We start from the raw sequence: 17,756 nt of genomic DNA on the forward strand, positions 1-17,756 counted from the left end.
TAAAATAACCGCGCACAGCCATCACCGTGCGCAGGCCAATCTTCTACGCGTTTCAGCCCTGCAGCTTCGCCAGCATCTCACGCGTGACCAGTACAATGCCCTCTTCAGAGCGATAAAAACGGCGCGCATCCTCTTCGGCATTTTCACCAACCACCATGCCTTCAGGGATCACGCAGGCGCGGTCAATAATGCAGCGGCGTAATCGGCAGGAGCGCCCGACAATAACGTCTGGCAGCAGGACGGATGAATCGATGTTGCAGAACGAGTTGATACGCACGCGAGGAAACAGCACTGACTGCACAACGACTGAACCAGAAATAATGCAGCCGCCGGACACCAGCGAGTTCAGCGTCATGCCGTGACTGCCGGAGCGATCCTGAACGAATTTAGCGGGCGGCAGCGGCTCCATATGGGTGCGGATCGGCCAGGCCTGGTCATACATATCCAGTTCCGGCATCACCGAGGCCAGGTCAAGGTTGGCTTTCCAGTAGGCTTCCAGCGTGCCTACATCGCGCCAGTAAGGCTCGGCGTTAGGGTCGGACTGTACGCAGGAGAGCGGGAACGGGTGGGCGTAAGCTTCTCCCGCGCGAGTGATTTTCGGGATAATGTCTTTGCCAAAATCGTGGCTGGAGTTTTCATCCCGGTCATCTTCTTCCAGCAGCTTAAACAGGTAATCCGCATCAAAAACGTAAATGCCCATGCTGGCCAGAGACTTACTGCTGTCGTTGGGCATCGTCGGCGGGTTTTCCGGCTTCTCCACGAAATCGATAATTTTTTCGTCCGCGTCCACCGCCATAACACCAAACGCTGATGCTTCATGCACCGGCACCGGCATGCAGGCCACGGTGCAGCGTGCGCCCTTTTCGACGTGATCGATCAGCATGCGCGAGTAGTCCTGCTTGTAGATGTGATCCCCGGCCAGGATGACCACATATTCGGCGTCGTAACGTCGAATAATGTCGAGGTTCTGGGTCACGGCGTCCGCCGTGCCGCGATACCAGTTCTCACCGTGTACGCGCTGCTGGGCGGGCAGCAAATCCACAAACTCGTTCATCTCTTCGCTGAAAAAAGACCAGCCGCGCTGAATATGCTGCACCAGGGTGTGCGATTGATATTGAGTAATCACCCCAATGCGGCGAATGCCGGAGTTAATGCAGTTGGATAGCGCAAAATCAATAATGCGGAACTTGCCGCCAAAGTGAACAGCAGGCTTGGCGCGGGTCGACGTGAGATCCTTCAGTCGAGTCCCGCGGCCACCGGCCAGAATTAACGCAACGGATTTGATGGGCAGCTGGCGGGCCAACATCAGCGGATCGTTTTTCTCAAACCTAACCATGACGAACTCCTTTTTCATGACTTGTGGAACACGCAAACTCCGTGCGCGGGACCATGCCATACAACCATCACGACCGGGTTGTCCTCTCCGGCAAACGGAGGAACAGCGTGCCATTCCCCCTCAGGTAGAACGATGTCCGCAACTTCTTCGGTCGCGTTAATTGCGATAAGCCAGCGGTCGGACAGCTGGATTTGCAGGCGATGTACGCCGTTTTGCCACTCATCGACGTTCAGGGGCTGTGCGTCTTTATTCAGCCAACGGACGTTGCCATCACCCTCTTCCCACCAGCGGTTGGCGGTCAGCGCCGGGATCGCCTGTCGAAGCTGGAGGAGCGCCGCCGTAAAGGCCGTCAGGCCGTCATTGCCCTCAGCCCAGTCAAGCCAGGTCAGCACGTTGTCCTGGCAGTAGGCATTGTTGTTGCCGTGCTGGCTGTGGCCGTGTTCATCCCCGGCCAGCAGCATCGGTGTGCCCTGCGAGAGCAGCAGCGTGGTGAGCAGGGCATGCACGCTGTCGCGCCGCCGTTCCTTGGTAATCAAGCTGGCTTCAAGCCCTTCAAACCCATAGTTGTTACTAAAATTGCTGTTGGTGCCGTCGCGGTTATCTTCGCCGTTGGCTTCGTTATGCTTCTGGTTAAAACTTACGCAATCCCGCAGCGTAAAACCATCATGGGCGGTGATTAAATTAATACTGGTGGAAGGCAGCCTTTCGCCGTGGCGATAAACGTCGCTCGAGCCAGCAAAGCGGCAGGCGAAGCCGCCCAAAGAGAGATCCTGCTGGAGCCAGAAGCGGCGCATCCCGTCCCTGAAATGATCGTTCCATTCGGCAAACAGCGGAGGGAAATTACCGACCTGATAACCGCCCTGGCCGATGTCCCAGGGCTCCGCAATCAGCTTCACCTGCGACAGGTGAGGATCGTTTTTGATTGCCTCAAACAGCGGGGCGTCCTGCCGAAATTCGGGCGTGCGCCCCATTACCGAAGCCAAATCGAACCGGAAACCGTCCACGTGAAAACTGTCCACCCAGTAGCGCAGGCAGTCGATCATCAGGGCAACCACGCCCGGCGTGCTGAGATTCAGGGTGTTCCCGCAGCCGGTCCAGTTCTGGTAATCGCCATTGTCCATTAACCAATAATAGCTACGGTTGTCGATTCCGCTCAGCGACAGCGTTGGGCCGTCCTTGTCCAGCTCCGCGCTGTGGTTCAACACAATGTCGAGGATCACTTCTATACCGGCCTGATGCAGCGCTTTGATGGCGCCACGCAGCTCGTTGGCAGCGTTGTGGGGGTTCTGGTCTATCGCGTAGTAGCTTTCAACGGCATAGAAAGCGCGAGGGTTGTAACCCCAATAGTTACTCAGCCCAAGCTGGGAGATGCGTGGCTCGGTAACAAAATGCGCCACGGGCAGCAGCTCAAGCGCCGTGATGCCCAGGCGCTTGAAGTAGTCGATGATCACCGGATGCCCAAGCGCCGCATAAGTCCCACGCAGCTCTTCCGGGATGCCGGGGTGGAGCAACGTCAGCCCGCGAACATGGGCTTCATAGATAACCGTGTTGCCCCACGGCGTCCGGAGCGGCCGGTCGTCTTCCCAGTCAAATTTCTCTCTGGCCACCACGCACTTCGCCATGTGCGGGGCGCTGTCTTCAAGGTTGGGCTCATCGTAGCCGCAGTGAAAATGCGGGTGATCTTCTGCCCCGCCGACGACCACGCGAGCACAAGGATCGAGCAGCAGCTTCGCCGGGTTGAAACGGTGGCCCTGCTCAGGTGCCCACGGGCCATGAACCCGGTAACCGTACAGCTGCCCCGGCTTGCCATCCGGCAAATAGCCATGCCAGATATCCCCGGAGCGCGCAGGCATGTCGTAGCGGCGCTCGTGGCCATGCTCGTCGAACAAGCACAGCTCGACCTTTTCCGCATGCACGGAATAGAGCGTGAAGTTAACGCCTTTGCCGTCGAAATACGCCCCAAAGGGAGCCGAATTGCCTTGGGTAAGCTGCGTCATGCGTCCCCCTTGCGGATCAACCAGAGCGTGGACAGCGGCGGTAGCGTAATACACAGCGAATGGTCGCGACCGTGGCTCGGCACCGCCTCGCTACGCACCGTGCCGCTGTTACCGGCGTTGCTGCCGTGATAGTGCATGGAGTCGGTATTCAGCTCTTCGCGCCAGCGCCCTGGCTGGTTGATGCCGAAGCGATAGTGGTAACGCGGCACCGGCGTAAAGTTGCTGGCGACAATCACTTCATTGCCCTCGGCATCACGCCGCACGAAAATAAAGACTGAATTGGCCTTATCTTCCACCACCAGCCATTCAAAGCCGTAGCCGTCAAAATCCAGCTGATGCAAGGCCGCATGACGCCGATAGGTATGATTCAGGTCGCGCACGAGGCGCTGCACGCCGTGGTGCCAGTTATCGCCGCCCTGCAGCAGGTGCCAGTCGAGGCTGCTGTCATGGTTCCACTCTCGCCCCTGGGCAAATTCGTTGCCCATAAACAGCAGCTTTTTGCCTGGAAATGCCCACATCCAGCCGTAGTAGGCGCGAAGATTGGCAAACTTCTGCCAGGCATCCCCCGGCATACGATCAAGAATGGATTTTTTGCCGTGCACGACTTCATCGTGAGACAGCGGCAGCACAAAGTTTTCGGTGCCGTTATACAGCATGCCGAAGGTCATTTTGTCGTGATGGTACTGGCGGTAAACCGGGTCAAGCTTCATGTAATCGAGCGTGTCGTGCATCCAGCCCAGGTTCCACTTAAACCAGAACCCCAGGCCGCCCATACTTGGTGGGCGAGAGACACCGGCAAAATCGGTGGACTCTTCCGCCATGGTCACCGCCCCCGGGGTTTGCTCGCCGATGATGCGGTTAGTGCTACGCAAAAACGCAATCGCTTCCAGGTTCTCACGCCCGCCGTGCTCATTCGGCACCCATTGGCCGCCTTCCCGGCTATAGTCGCGATAAATCATCGACGCCACGGCATCCACACGCAGGCCGTCAATGCCAAACCGCTCAATCCAGTAGAGCGCGTTGCCCACCAGATAGTTGCTGACTTCCCGGCGGCCATAGTTGTAAATCAGCGTGTTCCAGTCCTGGTGGTAGCCCTCTTGCGGATTGCCGTGCTCATACAGCGCAGTGCCGTCGAACTTCGCCAGCCCGGCGTCATCCGTCGGGAAATGGCCCGGTACCCAGTCCAGCAGAACATTAAGCCCGGCTTCGTGGGCGGTTCTGATGAAATAGAGGAAGTCGTCACGAGTACCGAAACGACGCGTCGGCGCGTAAAGCCCCTGCGGCTGATAGCCCCAGCTGCCGTCAAACGGATGCTCGTTAACCGGCAGCAGTTCAAGATGGGTAAAGCCCATCTCTTTGACGTAGGGAATGAGCTGATCCGCCAGTTCGCGGTAGCTGAGCCAGAAATTATTGTCGGTGTGGCGACGCCAGGAGCCGAGATGCACCTCATAGATGGAGATGGGTTGATCAAAACCGTTAGCTTTCTGCCGCTCGGGGCTGAGCGTGGTTTTCTCCGGCAGGCCGCAAATCAGCGAGGCCGTTTCCGGGCGCATTTGCGCTTCAAAAGCATAAGGATCGGCTTTAATACGCAGCCGCCCTTCGGCGTCCAGCAATTCAAATTTATAAAGCTGGCCGTTGTGCGCCCCGGGGATAAACAGCTCCCAAATGCCGCTTTCGCGCCGCAGCCGCATCGGATGGCGGCGGCCATCCCAATAGTTAAACTGCCCCACCACGGAAACGCGACGGGCGTTGGGGGCCCACAGCAAGAAACGCGTTCCGGTCACGCCGTCCAAGGTATCTGCATGCGCACCCAGCGTTTCATAAGGGCGTAAATGCGTGCCTTCTGAGAGCAGCCAGCTATCCAGCTCCTGAGTCAAAGGACCAAAACGGTAGGGATCGTCGATCAGGTTTTCCTGGCCGTGCCAGACAACGGCAAGCTGGTAGCGAAAAACATTTTTACGGCGAGGGATCAGCCCGCAGAAGAAGCCGCGGGAATCGAGGCAGTCGAGCTGGGCGACTTTACGCCCTGTTTTAGGCTCAATAACCCACACTTCGGTGGCGTCAGGCAGGAGTGCCCGAACTTCAAGCCCGGCGTCGGTTTGGTGCATTCCCAGCAGGGAAAACGGATCGGCAAAATGACCCGCAATTAGCGCATTAATCACGTCTCTTTCCGGCAGAACAGACATGGCATTTTCCTTTTTTATGTGTCACCGATGACCCGCCCTACGCCTGCGTGCGGATACGACACTTATCATTGACCCCGACGAACGGCGCGCAACTCCTGTAAGCCAGTTCGCCCAATACTCGCCAAAACGCTTGCGCGTGCTGACTTAAGCATAGCCAACGCTTTATTAACTCCTCGTGAAATTAATTAATGAATTCCGTTGTACCTTAAATTACGGGCAAAAAAAGAGGGGCCACAAAGCCCCTCAGGTAAATAAGTGTAATTATGCGAGTGACCGCAGCATTCTGCGCAGCGGTTCGGCGGCGCCCCACAGCAGCTGGTCACCGACGGTGAAGGCGGAAAGGTACTCCGGCCCCATGTTCAGCTTACGCAGACGGCCAACCGGCGTCGACAGCGTGCCAGTTACCGCGGCAGGCGTCAGTTCACGCATGGTGATATCGCGGTCGTTTGGCACCACTTTCGCCCACGGGTTGTGCGCGGCCAGCAGCTCTTCCACGGTAGGAATAGACACGTCTTTTTTCAGCTTGATGGTGAATGCCTGGCTGTGGCAGCGCAGCGCGCCAACGCGCACGCACAGACCGTCAACCGGGATAACAGCAGAGGTCGCAAGAATTTTGTTGGTCTCGGCCTGGCCTTTCCACTCTTCACGGCTCTGGCCGTTGTCGAGCTGCTTGTCGATCCACGGGATCAGGCTCCCGGCCAGCGGCACGCCGAAGTTATCCACCGGCAGTTTGCCGCTGCGGCCAAGTTCGGTGACCTTACGTTCGATATCAAGAATAGCGGAAGCCGGATTTGCCAATTCGGTAGAGACTTCGCCGTACAGCTGGCCCATTTGGTTCAGTAGCTCGCGCATATGACGCGCGCCGCCGCCGGATGCCGCCTGGTAAGTCGCCACGGAAACCCAGTCAACCAGGTCGTTGGCAAACAGGCCGCCGAGGGACATCAGCATCAGGCTGACGGTGCAGTTACCGCCGACGAAGGTTTTCACGCCTTTGTTCAGGCCTTCCTGAATAACGTGCTGGTTTACCGGGTCGAGGATAATAATCGCGTCATCTTTCATGCGTAGAGAAGAAGCTGCGTCGATCCAGTAACCCTGCCAGCCGCTTTCACGGAGCTTTGGATAGATTTCGTTGGTATAATCGCCGCCCTGGCAGGTCACGATGATATCCAGCGCCTTCAGCGCTTCCAGATCAAATGCGTCCTGCAGTGTACCGCCGGTGGTGCCGGCAAACGTAGGGGCTGCCTGCCCAAGCTGGGAAGTGGAGAAGAAAACCGGACGAATGGCGTCAAAATCGCGCTCTTCCACCATGCGTTGCATGAGTACAGAGCCGACCATACCGCGCCAGCCAATAAAACCAACATTTTTCATAGCGACTTAATCCTGCAGAGATGATTGCGTGTGTAAGCGCTGGCCGTGGGCCAGAACATCACTCCACCTTACAAAATGCAGCCAAAGTCGCAAGTGAAATTAATCAATGATATCCACCGAGTCAGAAACAAAGCTTATTACCAGAAACAACTTGCCAGATTTTGGGGAAAACAGATGACTGAAATCATATCCGCCGCGGTACTCCTGATCCTGATTATGGACCCGCTGGGTAACCTGCCGATCTTTATGTCGGTCCTAAAACACACGGAGCCAAAGCGCCGCCGGGCCATTATGATCCGCGAACTGCTTATTGCTCTGCTGCTGATGCTTATCTTCCTGTTTGCCGGAGAAAAAATTCTTGGCTTCCTGAATTTACGCGCTGAAACCGTGTCGATTTCAGGCGGCATCATTCTGTTCCTGATTGCCATTAAGATGATTTTCCCAGGCCAGGAAGGCAGTTCATCCGGCCTGCCTGCGGGTGAAGAACCGTTTATCGTACCGCTGGCGATTCCGCTGGTTGCTGGCCCTTCTTTGCTGGCGACGCTGATGCTGCTTTCGCACCAGTATCCAAATCAGATGGGGCATTTAGTGGCCGCGCTGATGCTGGCCTGGGGCGGTACCGTGGCAATTCTGCTGCAGTCTTCCCTGTTCCTGCGCCTGTTGGGTGAGAAAGGGGTTAACGCCCTGGAGCGTCTGATGGGGCTGGTGCTGGTGATGATTTCCACCCAGATGTTCCTGGACGGCATCCGCGCCTGGATGCGTGGGTAGGACATCCCTCCCTCTGGGAGAAAGCCTGTTCAGGAGTAATAAAAAAGGCAGCCTCCGAAGAGCGCTGCCTTTTTGCTGGTCAGGATACTTTAACTCAGCAGGCTGAACGCAATCATCCCGACAATCGCCCCGGTGGTGCCGAGAATGGTTTCCATCATCGTCCAGGTTTTCAGCGTCTGCGCTTCGGTTGCGCCGGTAAACTTACCGAACAGCCAGAAGCCCGCGTCGTTCACGTGGCTCACCACAATAGAACCGCCGGCGATACAAATCGACAGAGCTGCCATTTGAGCGCCGTTATAATTCAGCTGCTCAATAACCGGCATCACCAGGCCAACCGCGGTGAGACAGGCCACGGTAGCGGAACCCTGAATGATACGCACCGCCGCCGCCAGCACGAAGCAGGTAATCGCGATAGGCAGGCCCATTCCGGTCAGCGCTTCGCCCAGTGCCGGGCCCACGCCGGAGTCAACCAGCACCTGTTTGAACACGCCACCGGCACCGATAACCAGCAGGATAATGCCCGCCGGCTGCAGCGCCTGGCCGCAAATCGCCATCACTTTTTCTTTATCCATGCCCTGACGATACGCCAGGCCATAAATAGCCACCAGGCAGGCGACCAGAATCGCAGTAAACGGATGGCCGATGAATTCGAGCCATTCGTACAGCGAAGAACCCGGCGCGGTAAAGCGAGCAGCGATAGTTTTCAGGCCGACCAGCACCAGCGGCAGCAGGATCAGCGACAGGCTGAAACCGAAGGACGGCAGCTTGCCTTCACCCAGATGCGGCTCGGAAATGTCTTCCGGAATTTCCAGCGAAACAAATTTGCTGATGAAGTTCCCGAACAGCGGCCCGGCAATAATCATGCCCGGGATCGCGGCGCACAGGCCAATCAGGATCATCCAGCCAAAGTCAGCGTGCATCTGGGAGGCCAGCAGCATTGGTGCAGGCCCCGGCAACAGGAACGCCGCAGCGGCAGCGACGCCAGCAAACAAAGGAATCACCAGTTTCACCAGGTTCGTCCCGGTGTGGCGCGCCATTGAAAATGCCACGCTAATCAGCAGCACGATAGCCACTTCAAAGAACAGCGGCAGCGCGCAAATCAGGCCGGCCAGGCCAATCGCATAGTGCGCACGGCTGTGGCCGAAGGATTTCAGCATTTTGACGGCAATCTGATCCACCGCGCCGGTTTCATGCAGGATTTTACCGAACATGGCACCCAGGGCGACCACAATCGCCAGGAAGCCCAGCGTCCCGCCCATGCCTTTCTGCATGGTGTCGGCAATTTTGTCGAGCGGCATGCCGGAGAAAAGCCCGGCACCAATAGAAACCACCATCAAAGCCACGAAGGCGTGCATACGCGCCTTCATCACTAAAAACAGCAGGAGCAGCACGGAGCCGACCGCGGTTAAAACAAGCGTTAATGTACTCACTCTGCGCTGCCTTGGTTGATCAATGCGAGGGTGCTGGCGACGACGCCGTCCAGCGGCTGGTCGATATCGACGATCAGCACGTCTTTTTCATCCGCCTGCGGTTCTTGCAGGGTTTCGAATTGGGTCACCAGCATCTGGGTTTTAAAGAAGTGGCCTTTCCGCGCCTTCAGACGGTTTTCGATCACTTCAAAATCACCTTTCATATAGATGAAGGAGAGGTTCGGGTTACCGTCACGCAGCAGGTCGCGATAGTGCTTTTTCAGCGCCGAGCAGACGATCAGTGAAACCTTGTTGGTGCGCTGCATCGCAAACGCGGCATCGTTCAACGCTTTTAGCCACGGGGTACGGTCGTCGTCGTTCAGCGGCTCGCCGGAGGCCATTTTCAGGATGTTGCTGCGGGGGTGCAGGAAGTCGCCGTCAAGAAACGCGGCGTTCAGCTGATGGGCAACTTCGCTGGCAACGGCGGATTTACCGCTGCCGGAGACGCCCATCAGGACGTAAATGTGGTGGTCGTGGTTAGTAGTGCTCATGATGGCTCCGACTCTGACACAAAGCAATGCGCCTGGCTTTGTTACGGGTAACTGTTACCGATAACATTTTCCAGTCTGGCTGAGCAATAAGCAATAACCATTAGCTTGCAAAGTGTATAAGTGTGAGCTACATCAAATAAAAAAATTTGGCCTAGATCGAGCCACCAGGCGACAACGTAAAACCTAAATCCAGCATTTTCGGGGTAATGATTTCACCGCGAATACGCGCCAGCAAACGCTCTGCGCCGATACGCCCCATGCGCTCTCGCGGGGTCAGCACGCTCGCCAGACGCGGCTCCATTACCTGCCCAATATCGTGGCCGTGGAAACCGGCAATCGCCATATCTTCCGGGATACGCAGCCCCTGGCGCTGGCATTCAAAGGCCGCACCAATCGCTAAGTCATCGTTGGTGCAGAAGATGCTGTCGAGCTGCGGATACTCGCGTTTTGCCTGGCGCAGCAGTTCAATGCCGGTGGAATAAGACGAGGAGTTTTCAATCATCACGCTGTACGGCGTCAGCCCGGCGTCGAGCATCGCCTGCTCGTAGCCTTTTTGCTTGATGAGGGTACGTTCATCGAGGCGCGCCCCCAGGTAAGCCACGTGTTTATGACCACGGGCAATAATGCTGGCCGTCATTTGACGAGCCGCCTCGAAGTTATCAAAACCTACGGCGATATCCAGGCAAGGAGAAACGCTGTCCATCAGCTCCACCACCGGAATACCGGCAACTTCAATCATTTTCAGCGTTCTGGGCGTGTGGTTGCGCTCGGTCAGGATCAGGCCGTCGATATTCCAGGACAGCATGGATTCCAGACGCTCCTGCTCCAGTTCCGGCTTATAGCCGTAGTGAGCCAGCATAGTCTGGTAACCGTGGGCATCAATGACGTTTTCAATGCCGCGCAGCACTTCGGCGAACACCTGGTTGGTCAGGGAAGGCAGCAGGACGCCAATGGCCCGGCTGGTTGAATTAGAAAGGATATCCGGCGCACGGTTCGGGATATAGCCCAGTTCATCTAACGCGGCGGCAATTTTAACCTGCAGCGCGGCAGACACCTGATCCGGGTTGCGTAAAAAACGGCTGACCGTCATTTTGGTCACCCCAACGCGATCTGCAACATCCTGTAGTACCGGTCTTTTCTTTTTCATTGTCCTGCGCGACTTGTGAGTTTCGACAGCCGAGTTTAGCACGGACAAAAGAAAACCCGCCCCTTTTTCAGGGGCAGGCTGTGACGGGTAACGTTATACCGGTGGCAGGTCGAACAGCAGGATCTCGCTCGCTTCGTTGGCGTGAACGGAAATCGCCTGTTCATCCCAGACCGCGATCGCGTCGCTGGTTTTTGCCTGCGTACCGTTAATGGACACATCGCCTTTTACGACCTGGATCCAGACGCGGCGGTCGGCCGGAATTTGATAAACCGACTGTTCGTCTTTGGCCAGCGCCCAGCGGGACAGTTCCATATCCTGGTAAACCTTCAGCGAACCGTCGCGTGCATCCGGGGAAAGCACCAGCTGGCGCCCCTGAGGCGCATCAAAACGGCGCTGATCGTAGCGCGGCGTAATCCCGGTTTTTTCTGGAATGATCCAAATCTGGTACAGGCGCAACGGTTCGGTCTGGCTGGCGTTGTACTCAGAGTGACGGATCCCGGTCCCGGCGCTCATGATCTGGAACTCACCCGCAGGCACGCGTTCTTTGTTGCCCATGCTGTCCTGGTGCTCAACCGCGCCTTCCAGCACATAGGTCAGGATTTCCATGTCTTTGTGCGGATGGGTCCCAAAACCCTGCCCCGCGTCGATCACGTCTTCGTTAATGACCCGCAGCGCCGAGAAGCCCATAAAGTTGGCGTCATAATAGTCGGCAAAAGAGAAGGTATGCCAGCTGTCCAGCCAGCCGTGGTTCGCATGGCCGCGGTCCTGTGCTTTTCTTAAGTAGATCATGGTATGTCCTCCGCAATTCGTTTGATGGGATAAGTGTGGACCCATTTCGCGGAGGATCATAGAGGGTGAAAATTGACTCCTCTGTTCAAAAAAAGTGAACGAGTTCGAGGAGTCAAAAAGCTATCAGACGAGGCTTATTGTCGCAGGAGAAGGCTGTTCAAAACCGCGCTCGAGGATTTCCAGGTTGGTGAGAACTTCAATTTCTCTGACGTAATTAGGCTTGCCGCCGATCAGCGTGTCGTACAGCGCATCATAGACGCGGCCATAGTCGCCCACTTCCGGTTTCCACTCCTCGCGCACCGTTTCCCCGGCTTCGTTAACGTACTCCAGCGTCGCTACGCTGCTGTCGGCCCCGAATCCTGGCTCACCCGGCATGATGTACGCTTTGAGGCTGGTTTCCTGCTGATCGATGCCGTACTTCACGAACGAGCCTTTGGTACCGTGCACGATAAATTTCGGGTAATCGATTTTCACCAGATGGCTGGTTTTCACGATCGCTTTCAGGTCGCCGTAGAACAGCTGGGCTTCAAAGGTATCGTCCGGATTAGCTTTGTTGCGCAGGCTGCGGATGTCATAGGCGACGTGGTCCGGGCGACCAAACAGGGAGATGATTTGGTCCATGGTGTGCACGCCCAGGCCGTAGAAAGCGCCGTCCGCCGGTTTACCAGGATTCGCAGGCGCATCCGGGCGATACATATCGAAGTGGCTTTCAATTTCCACAATCTTGCCGAGCTTGCCGCTCTCGATGACTTTTTTCATCGTCAGGAAGCAGGCGTCAAAGCGACGGTTCTGGTAAGGCGTCACGAGCAGGCCCTTCTCTTTTGCCAGCGCAAACAGCTCGCGCGCTTCGGCAAGCGTCGGGGTGAAAGGTTTTTCCACGAGCACGTTTTTACCCGCTTCGAGCGCTTTTTTCGCGTACTCAAAATGGCTGTCAACGTGGGTGCAAATCACCACCAGTTTGACTAACGGGTCATTGAGAATGTCATCGAGCTGGCTGGTGAAGTGAATGCCCGCGTACTGCGGCTGTTGTTCCAGTTCCGGCTTTTCGCTGCGGCGGAAGATATGGGCCACGTTGAGTTTGTCTTTACGAACCAGAACGAACGGCAGGTGATAGCGGGTGGTACTTTTACCAAAGCCGATGAAGGCGCAGTGCAGAGTCATTTCATTGTCCTTTTTGATTTGAGCTGCCTGTACCTTACTGCATTTTTCACCCACGTTTTATTAAAACCGGACAAAGGTTTGCCCAAAGGAGTTGGCGCTGTAGCAAGGCGGCAAGGGAAGGCATCCCGATGAGCTTACTTCGGTAAGTGATTCGGGCAACTGAGCGCAGCCAACGCGGCTACGGGTTCAAATAAGAAAGGCAAAAAAAAAGCCAGCACCCGGCTGGCTAAAGTAATACTGGAAGCAATGTGAGCAATGTCGTGCTTTCAGGATGTCTCCGTAGGGGTCTCCCCTGAACGCATGGCAATAATAATCATTATCATTCGCACTTGTAAAGCGTTTTTTGAAAAAAATAGCGTTGACTTATTGTTCAAAGTCAATGATGTTTAAAAGGTTTTCTATAACTCATTGAGGAGAAAAGGATGAAATCAGTTGTTGTGCGTCACGCCGAACCTGGCGATGCGGAAGCTTTACAGAAAATGTATGCCCATCCGGCGCTTTACCGCGACACGCTGCAGCTACCTCATCCTCCTCTAAAAGCCTGGCTGGACCGAATTACCGACCCCAGACCGGGGAGCCGACATCTGGTGGCATGCATCGACGATGAGATTGTGGGGCAGCTAACGGTCACGGTGGAACAGTTCCCACGCCGCAGCCACGTCGCCACTTTCGGCATGGGCGTGCATTACGATCATCAGGGGAAAGGCATCGCTTCGGCTTTGCTTAAGGAAATGGTTGGCCTGTGCGATAAGTGGCTGCGCATCGAGCGCATCGAGCTGACGGTGTATACCGATAACGCGGCTGCGCTGGCGGTGTACCGCAAGTTTGGCTTCGAGGTGGAAGGCACCGGAAAGCGCTTTGCGCTGCGCGACGGCGAGTATGTGGATGCCTATTTTATGGCGCGTTTTAAGCCGGAGTGATTTTTACCCTCACCCCGACCCTCTCCCTAAAAGGGAGAGGGGGAAAACAAGCCTGTTTCTTGCCGCCCTCTCGGTGAGGGGGCAATCAATACCCCGCGGTTAAATCATCCACCGAACGTGGATCAGATGCGCCATACAGCTTGCCGTCCGGCGCAATCATAATACTTTGCGTGCTGCCCATCGCAGCCTTCACCTGGACGTTTTGCCCCTTCTCTTTCAGCAACCTGAGCGTATCCGGGCTAAAACCTTTCTCCACCCGCAGTTCGTCCGGCAGCCACTGGTGATGGAAGCGCGGCGCGTTGGTCGCTTCTGCCACGTTCATGCCAAAATCGATGCTGTTAACCACCATTTGCAGCACGGTGGTGATAATTCGGCTCCCGCCTGGGCTGCCCGTGACCAGCCAGGTTTTCCCGTCCTTCACCACGATGGTTGGCGACATAGAAGATAGCGGGCGCTTGTGCGGCCCCACGGCGTTGGCTTCCCCACCGACCAGACCGTACACGTTCGGCACGCCCGGTTTAGCGGAGAAATCATCCATCTGGTTGTTCATCAGAATGCCGGTATTCCCGGCCACGATCCCGGTGCCGAAGGTAGTATTCAGCGTATAAGTCACCGCCACGGCGTTACCGTCTTTATCCACCACGGAGAAATGCGTGGTCTGGTTACTTTCATACGGGGCCAGGTTACCCGGCTTGATTTCGCTCGACGGGCGAGCCTTGTTGATATCAATTTTCTCCGCCAGCGATTTCGCATAATCCTTGCTGGTCAGCGCCTGCCACGGCACCTTCACAAAGTCCGGATCGCCGAGGTATTCAGAGCGGTCGGCGTAGGCGTATTTTTCCGCCTCGGCCATGATTTGCAGGGCGTCCGCGCTGCCAAAGCCGTATTTCGCCAGATCGAAGTTTTCGAGAATATTGAGGATCTGCACGATGTGGATCCCGCCGGAAGACGGCGGCGGCATGGAATAGACTTCGTAGCCACGGTATTCCCCGCTGACGGGCTGACGCTCAATGGCTTTGTAAATGGCCAAATCCGCCTTGCTTATCAGCCCGCCGCTCTTCGCCATCTCTTCGCTAATCTGGTCGGCAATCACCCCCTTGTAGAAGGCATCTGGCCCCTGCTCGGCAATCATCTCCAGGCTTTTCGCCAGGTTGGCCTGCACCAGCCTGTCACCTTTCTGCAGCGGCTCTCCGTCCGCTTTCCAGAAGATAGCCTTGCTGTTGGCGTGATTCGGGATCACTTCCGCCCCGTACTGTTTCAGGTCGTCCGCCAGCGCATCGTTCACAATGATGCCGTCTCGTGCCAGTTTGATAGCCGGTTGCACGACTTTATTCAGCGGCATGGTGCCGTACTTTTCCAGCGCCAGGCTAAAGCCTGCCACTGTACCCGGGGTGCCGGAAGCCAGGTGCGAGGTCAGCGACTTCTTGCTGTCCGCATTGCCTTTATCATCGAGGAACATATCCCGGCTGGCTTTTTCCGGCGCCATTTCCCGGAAGTCTATCGCGGTTGTTTTGCCGTCTTTAGTGCGCAGCATCATAAAACCACCGCCGCCGATATTGCCCGCCTGCGGGTGCGTGACCGCAAGGGCATAACCCACGGCGACCGCGGCATCTACCGCATTACCGCCCTGCTTTAAAATATCGACGCCCACCTGAGTCGCCGCTGCGTCCACCGAAGCCACCATACCGTGCTCCGCGCGCACCGGATGGTAAACGTCCATTTCCACGCCATAAGAGACCGGCGGAGGAGCGGCTATAACCGTCAAACACAGCCCGATTGTCAGGGCTGGAATCGCTACCCAGCGTAAAATTTTCCACTGCTTTATCATCGTTATATCCTCATTTACCCGGGGAAAGTCCCCGCTTAAGCCTGGTTCACAAATCCGAAATAATCACCGTGATAAAGGAAACGGAGTAAACTTAAGCAACCCCTGATGGGAGGAGATAACGATGAAAAAGGTATGGCTTCTGGCAGCCTTGCTGCCGCTAACCGCGCTCGCACAGCCGCTCAACACGACCAACAACCCTAACCTGCCGGTCTATCAGAACCCGAGCCAGCAGCGGATGCTGACGCAGATGCAAACGCAGCAGTCTCAGCAGCAGGGGATGTTAAAGCAGCAGATACAATCGCAAAATCAGCTTCAACAACAGCAGCTTCAGACGCAGTTGAACAATAATCAGCAGCGTGTCCTGCAGTCGCAGCCGGGCATGAACCCGCTGCCGAACACCAATGGTGGGATGCTAAGAGGAAATAACGGCGGCATGTTGAAGCCAAACAGTTCAACGCTGCCGCCGCCAGTCACGCCGTAAGGCGTTATGCGGAGAAGTCCGGGCCTATCTCGTCGATGCGGTCGGTACAGATGGCATCGACGCCCCACTGCAGCAGCACGGCCGCGCGGTGGGGAACGTTCACGGTATAAACCAGAATATACAGTCCAGTGGCTTTCAATGCCTTCACCCGAGCCTCATCAAGCAGCTGATGATTCAGGTGAATAGACACGCACTGTAACCGGGTCGTCAGTTCCTGCCAGTCATCACGCCATTCATCCAGCAGCAGACCGCGAGGCAGTTCAGGGGCCGCAAGCTGTGCGGCTTCCAGAGCTTCAATCTCAAAAGAAGAAAGCAGCGGTGCGGTTTGCCCGGTCCACAGCTCACGGGCAGCCAGCGCAACCACTTTGCCGGTTTCGGTTTCCAGGCCGGTGGTTGGCTTGATCTCAATGTTGGCCATCATGCCGTGCTGTTTACAGCGTTCAGCCACCTGAGAAAGCAGCGGCAGCGGCTCGCCCGCATATTCACGGCTGAACCAGCTTCCCGCGTCAACTTTCAGCAGATTGTCCCAGGTCAGTTCGCCGGCAACCCCCCAGCCATTGCTGGTACGCTCGAGCGTGTCGTCGTGGAGGAGGAAGATTTGCCCGTCGCGCGAGAGCTTGGCGTCAAACTCAATCATGGTGTGGCCGTAACGCGCTCCGACGTCGATTGCCGCAAGAGTGTTTTCCGGCGCAAGTTTACCGCCGCCACGGTGGGCGACGATTTTTGGGTAAGGCCAGTTGCTCATAAACGTTGTCCGTTTTTGCCATCAAAGAAGTGCAGATGTTCTTCCGGCAGGTGAACCCAAAGCGTGGTGCCCGGCTGCGGGCGTTCCTGATGCCCAAGGCGAATCACCACTTTTTGACCGCCCCAGCGGCCGTGAACCAGGTTATCAGCCCCCAGCATTTCAAGGGTTTCCACCACAATAGGGATGCCACCTGCAGCCTGTGAGCTTAGCGCAATATGTTCCGGGCGGATACCCAGCGTCATTGGCCGGCCAACCCACTGCAGACGCTGGCTGCCAGTAGGCAACGCATCGCCGCCGTCCAGCTCAAAGCGTGAGCCGTCGATACTGATGTTGCCATCCAGCAGGTTCATTGCCGGAGAGCCAATAAAACTTGCCACAAAGCGGCTCGCCGGGCGCTCGTAAACCTCGACTGGCGTACCAATCTGCTCCGCCACGCCTTTGTTCATCACCATCACGCGTTGGGCGAGGGTCATGGCCTCAACCTGATCGTGCGTCACGTACAGGCTGGTGGTTTTCAGGCGGCGATGAAGCTGTTGAAGCTCAAGGCGCATCTGCACGCGCAGCTTGGCATCAAGGTTGGATAGCGGTTCGTCAAACAGGAATACCGCCGGATCGCGCACGATGGCGCGGCCCATGGCAACGCGCTGGCGCTGGCCACCAGAAAGTTCGCGCGGGCGGCGAGTTAACAGCGCATCCAGCTCCAGAATACGGGCGGCTTCCAGCACTTTCTGGCGGATCTGTTCTTTGCCCAGACCGCGAATTTTCAGGCCCCAGGCCATGTTCTCTTCCACCGTCATGTGCGGATAGAGCGCATAGTTCTGGAACACCATGGCGATGCCACGCTCTTTGGGCTCCATGTCGGTGACGCGCTGGCTGTCGATCCAGATATCCCCGCTGGTCACCTGCTCCAGCCCGGCGACCATACGCAGCAGCGTAGATTTCCCGCAGCCAGAAGGCCCGACCATCACGATGAATTCGCCATCCGCTACGTCCACGGTCAGCGGCTGAATCACCTGGGTTTTACCGTCCCAGCTCTTGGTTACTGCCTGTAATTTTAAACCAGCCATGAA

15 protein-coding genes are annotated in these 17,756 nt (G+C 56.6%); 3 read left to right on the forward strand and 12 right to left on the reverse strand.

The genetic code is table 11. The annotated features are described in order from the left end of the window. Positions 1 to 52: 52 nt before the first annotated feature. The 4 genes from glgC to asd all read right to left on the reverse strand — a co-directional run bounded on the left by glgC (position 53) and on the right by asd (position 6,887). Positions 53 to 1,336, reverse strand: coding sequence for a glucose-1-phosphate adenylyltransferase (gene glgC, locus WFK85_RS08715; protein ID WP_008457902.1), 1,284 nt, complete (start codon positions 1,334 to 1,336; stop codon positions 53 to 55). 14 nt (positions 1,337 to 1,350) lie between these two features. Continuing rightward, positions 1,351 to 3,333 (reverse strand): glycogen debranching protein GlgX, encoded by a 1,983-nt coding sequence (glgX, locus tag WFK85_RS08720; RefSeq protein ID WP_336706485.1) that lies wholly within the window; start codon positions 3,331 to 3,333, stop codon positions 1,351 to 1,353. Next, on the reverse strand, positions 3,330 to 5,519 hold the full coding sequence (glgB, locus tag WFK85_RS08725) for a 1,4-alpha-glucan branching enzyme (RefSeq protein WP_336706487.1): 2,190 nt from the start codon (positions 5,517 to 5,519) through the stop codon (positions 3,330 to 3,332). The genes glgX and glgB overlap by 4 nt, the downstream gene beginning before the upstream one ends. Positions 5,520 to 5,780: 261 nt before the next feature. After that, the gene (gene asd, locus WFK85_RS08730; RefSeq protein WP_166867984.1) at positions 5,781 to 6,887 is read right to left on the reverse strand and encodes an aspartate-semialdehyde dehydrogenase; all 1,107 of its coding nucleotides are present in this window, start codon (positions 6,885 to 6,887) and stop codon (positions 5,781 to 5,783) included. A gap of 174 nt (positions 6,888 to 7,061) precedes the next feature. Here asd and WFK85_RS08735 point away from each other — a divergent pair, with 174 nt between their 5' ends. Further along, positions 7,062 to 7,655, forward strand: coding sequence for a YhgN family NAAT transporter (locus WFK85_RS08735; protein WP_008457909.1), 594 nt, complete (start codon positions 7,062 to 7,064; stop codon positions 7,653 to 7,655). Positions 7,656 to 7,744: 89 nt separating this feature from the next. On the opposite strand, the gene gntU is transcribed toward WFK85_RS08735, so the two are convergent. From gntU to WFK85_RS08760, 5 genes are all read right to left on the reverse strand, one after another. Beyond that, positions 7,745 to 9,085: a gluconate transporter gene (gene gntU / locus WFK85_RS08740; RefSeq protein ID WP_008457911.1), complete on the reverse strand. Its 1,341-nt coding sequence runs from the start codon at positions 9,083 to 9,085 to the stop codon at positions 7,745 to 7,747. Further along, on the reverse strand, positions 9,082 to 9,615 hold the full coding sequence (gntK, locus tag WFK85_RS08745) for a gluconokinase (RefSeq protein WP_008457913.1): 534 nt from the start codon (positions 9,613 to 9,615) through the stop codon (positions 9,082 to 9,084). The genes gntU and gntK overlap by 4 nt, the downstream gene beginning before the upstream one ends. A gap of 151 nt (positions 9,616 to 9,766) precedes the next feature. Continuing rightward, positions 9,767 to 10,762: a gluconate operon transcriptional repressor GntR gene (gene gntR, locus WFK85_RS08750; protein WP_008457915.1), complete on the reverse strand. Its 996-nt coding sequence runs from the start codon at positions 10,760 to 10,762 to the stop codon at positions 9,767 to 9,769. A 93-nt stretch (positions 10,763 to 10,855) separates the two neighbouring features. Continuing rightward, positions 10,856 to 11,551, reverse strand: coding sequence for a pirin family protein (locus tag WFK85_RS08755; protein ID WP_166867980.1), 696 nt, complete (start codon positions 11,549 to 11,551; stop codon positions 10,856 to 10,858). A gap of 123 nt (positions 11,552 to 11,674) precedes the next feature. Beyond that, a complete protein-coding gene (locus WFK85_RS08760; RefSeq protein ID WP_336706490.1) occupies positions 11,675 to 12,712 on the reverse strand; it encodes an oxidoreductase in 1,038 nt (345 codons plus the stop codon). Positions 12,713 to 13,134: 422 nt separating this feature from the next. On the opposite strand from WFK85_RS08760, the gene WFK85_RS08765 reads away from it, so the two are divergent. Beyond that, the gene (locus WFK85_RS08765; RefSeq protein ID WP_166994680.1) at positions 13,135 to 13,632 is read left to right on the forward strand and encodes a GNAT family N-acetyltransferase; all 498 of its coding nucleotides are present in this window, start codon (positions 13,135 to 13,137) and stop codon (positions 13,630 to 13,632) included. A gap of 85 nt (positions 13,633 to 13,717) precedes the next feature. Here the strand turns inward: WFK85_RS08765 and ggt are convergent, their stop codons facing one another. Then, positions 13,718 to 15,460: a gamma-glutamyltransferase gene (gene ggt, locus WFK85_RS08770; RefSeq protein ID WP_336706493.1), complete on the reverse strand. Its 1,743-nt coding sequence runs from the start codon at positions 15,458 to 15,460 to the stop codon at positions 13,718 to 13,720. 121 nt (positions 15,461 to 15,581) lie between these two features. Between ggt and WFK85_RS08775 the strand changes: the two genes are divergently transcribed. After that, the gene (locus WFK85_RS08775) at positions 15,582 to 15,941 is read left to right on the forward strand and encodes a DUF2756 family protein (protein ID WP_008457926.1); all 360 of its coding nucleotides are present in this window, start codon (positions 15,582 to 15,584) and stop codon (positions 15,939 to 15,941) included. Positions 15,942 to 15,945: 4 nt separating this feature from the next. Here WFK85_RS08775 and ugpQ read toward each other — a convergent pair whose 3' ends face one another. Together ugpQ and WFK85_RS08785 are read right to left on the reverse strand one after the other, a co-directional pair. Then, positions 15,946 to 16,686: a glycerophosphodiester phosphodiesterase gene (gene ugpQ / locus WFK85_RS08780; protein WP_336706496.1), complete on the reverse strand. Its 741-nt coding sequence runs from the start codon at positions 16,684 to 16,686 to the stop codon at positions 15,946 to 15,948. Beyond that, a complete protein-coding gene (locus WFK85_RS08785; protein ID WP_008457931.1) occupies positions 16,683 to 17,753 on the reverse strand; it encodes a sn-glycerol-3-phosphate import ATP-binding protein UgpC in 1,071 nt (356 codons plus the stop codon). Before WFK85_RS08785 ends, ugpQ begins: the two co-directional genes overlap by 4 nt. Positions 17,754 to 17,756: the final 3 nt, after the last annotated feature.

Source organism: Cedecea sp. VD22 (assembly GCF_037150195.1).
GTDB lineage: Bacteria > Pseudomonadota > Gammaproteobacteria > Enterobacterales > Enterobacteriaceae > Cedecea.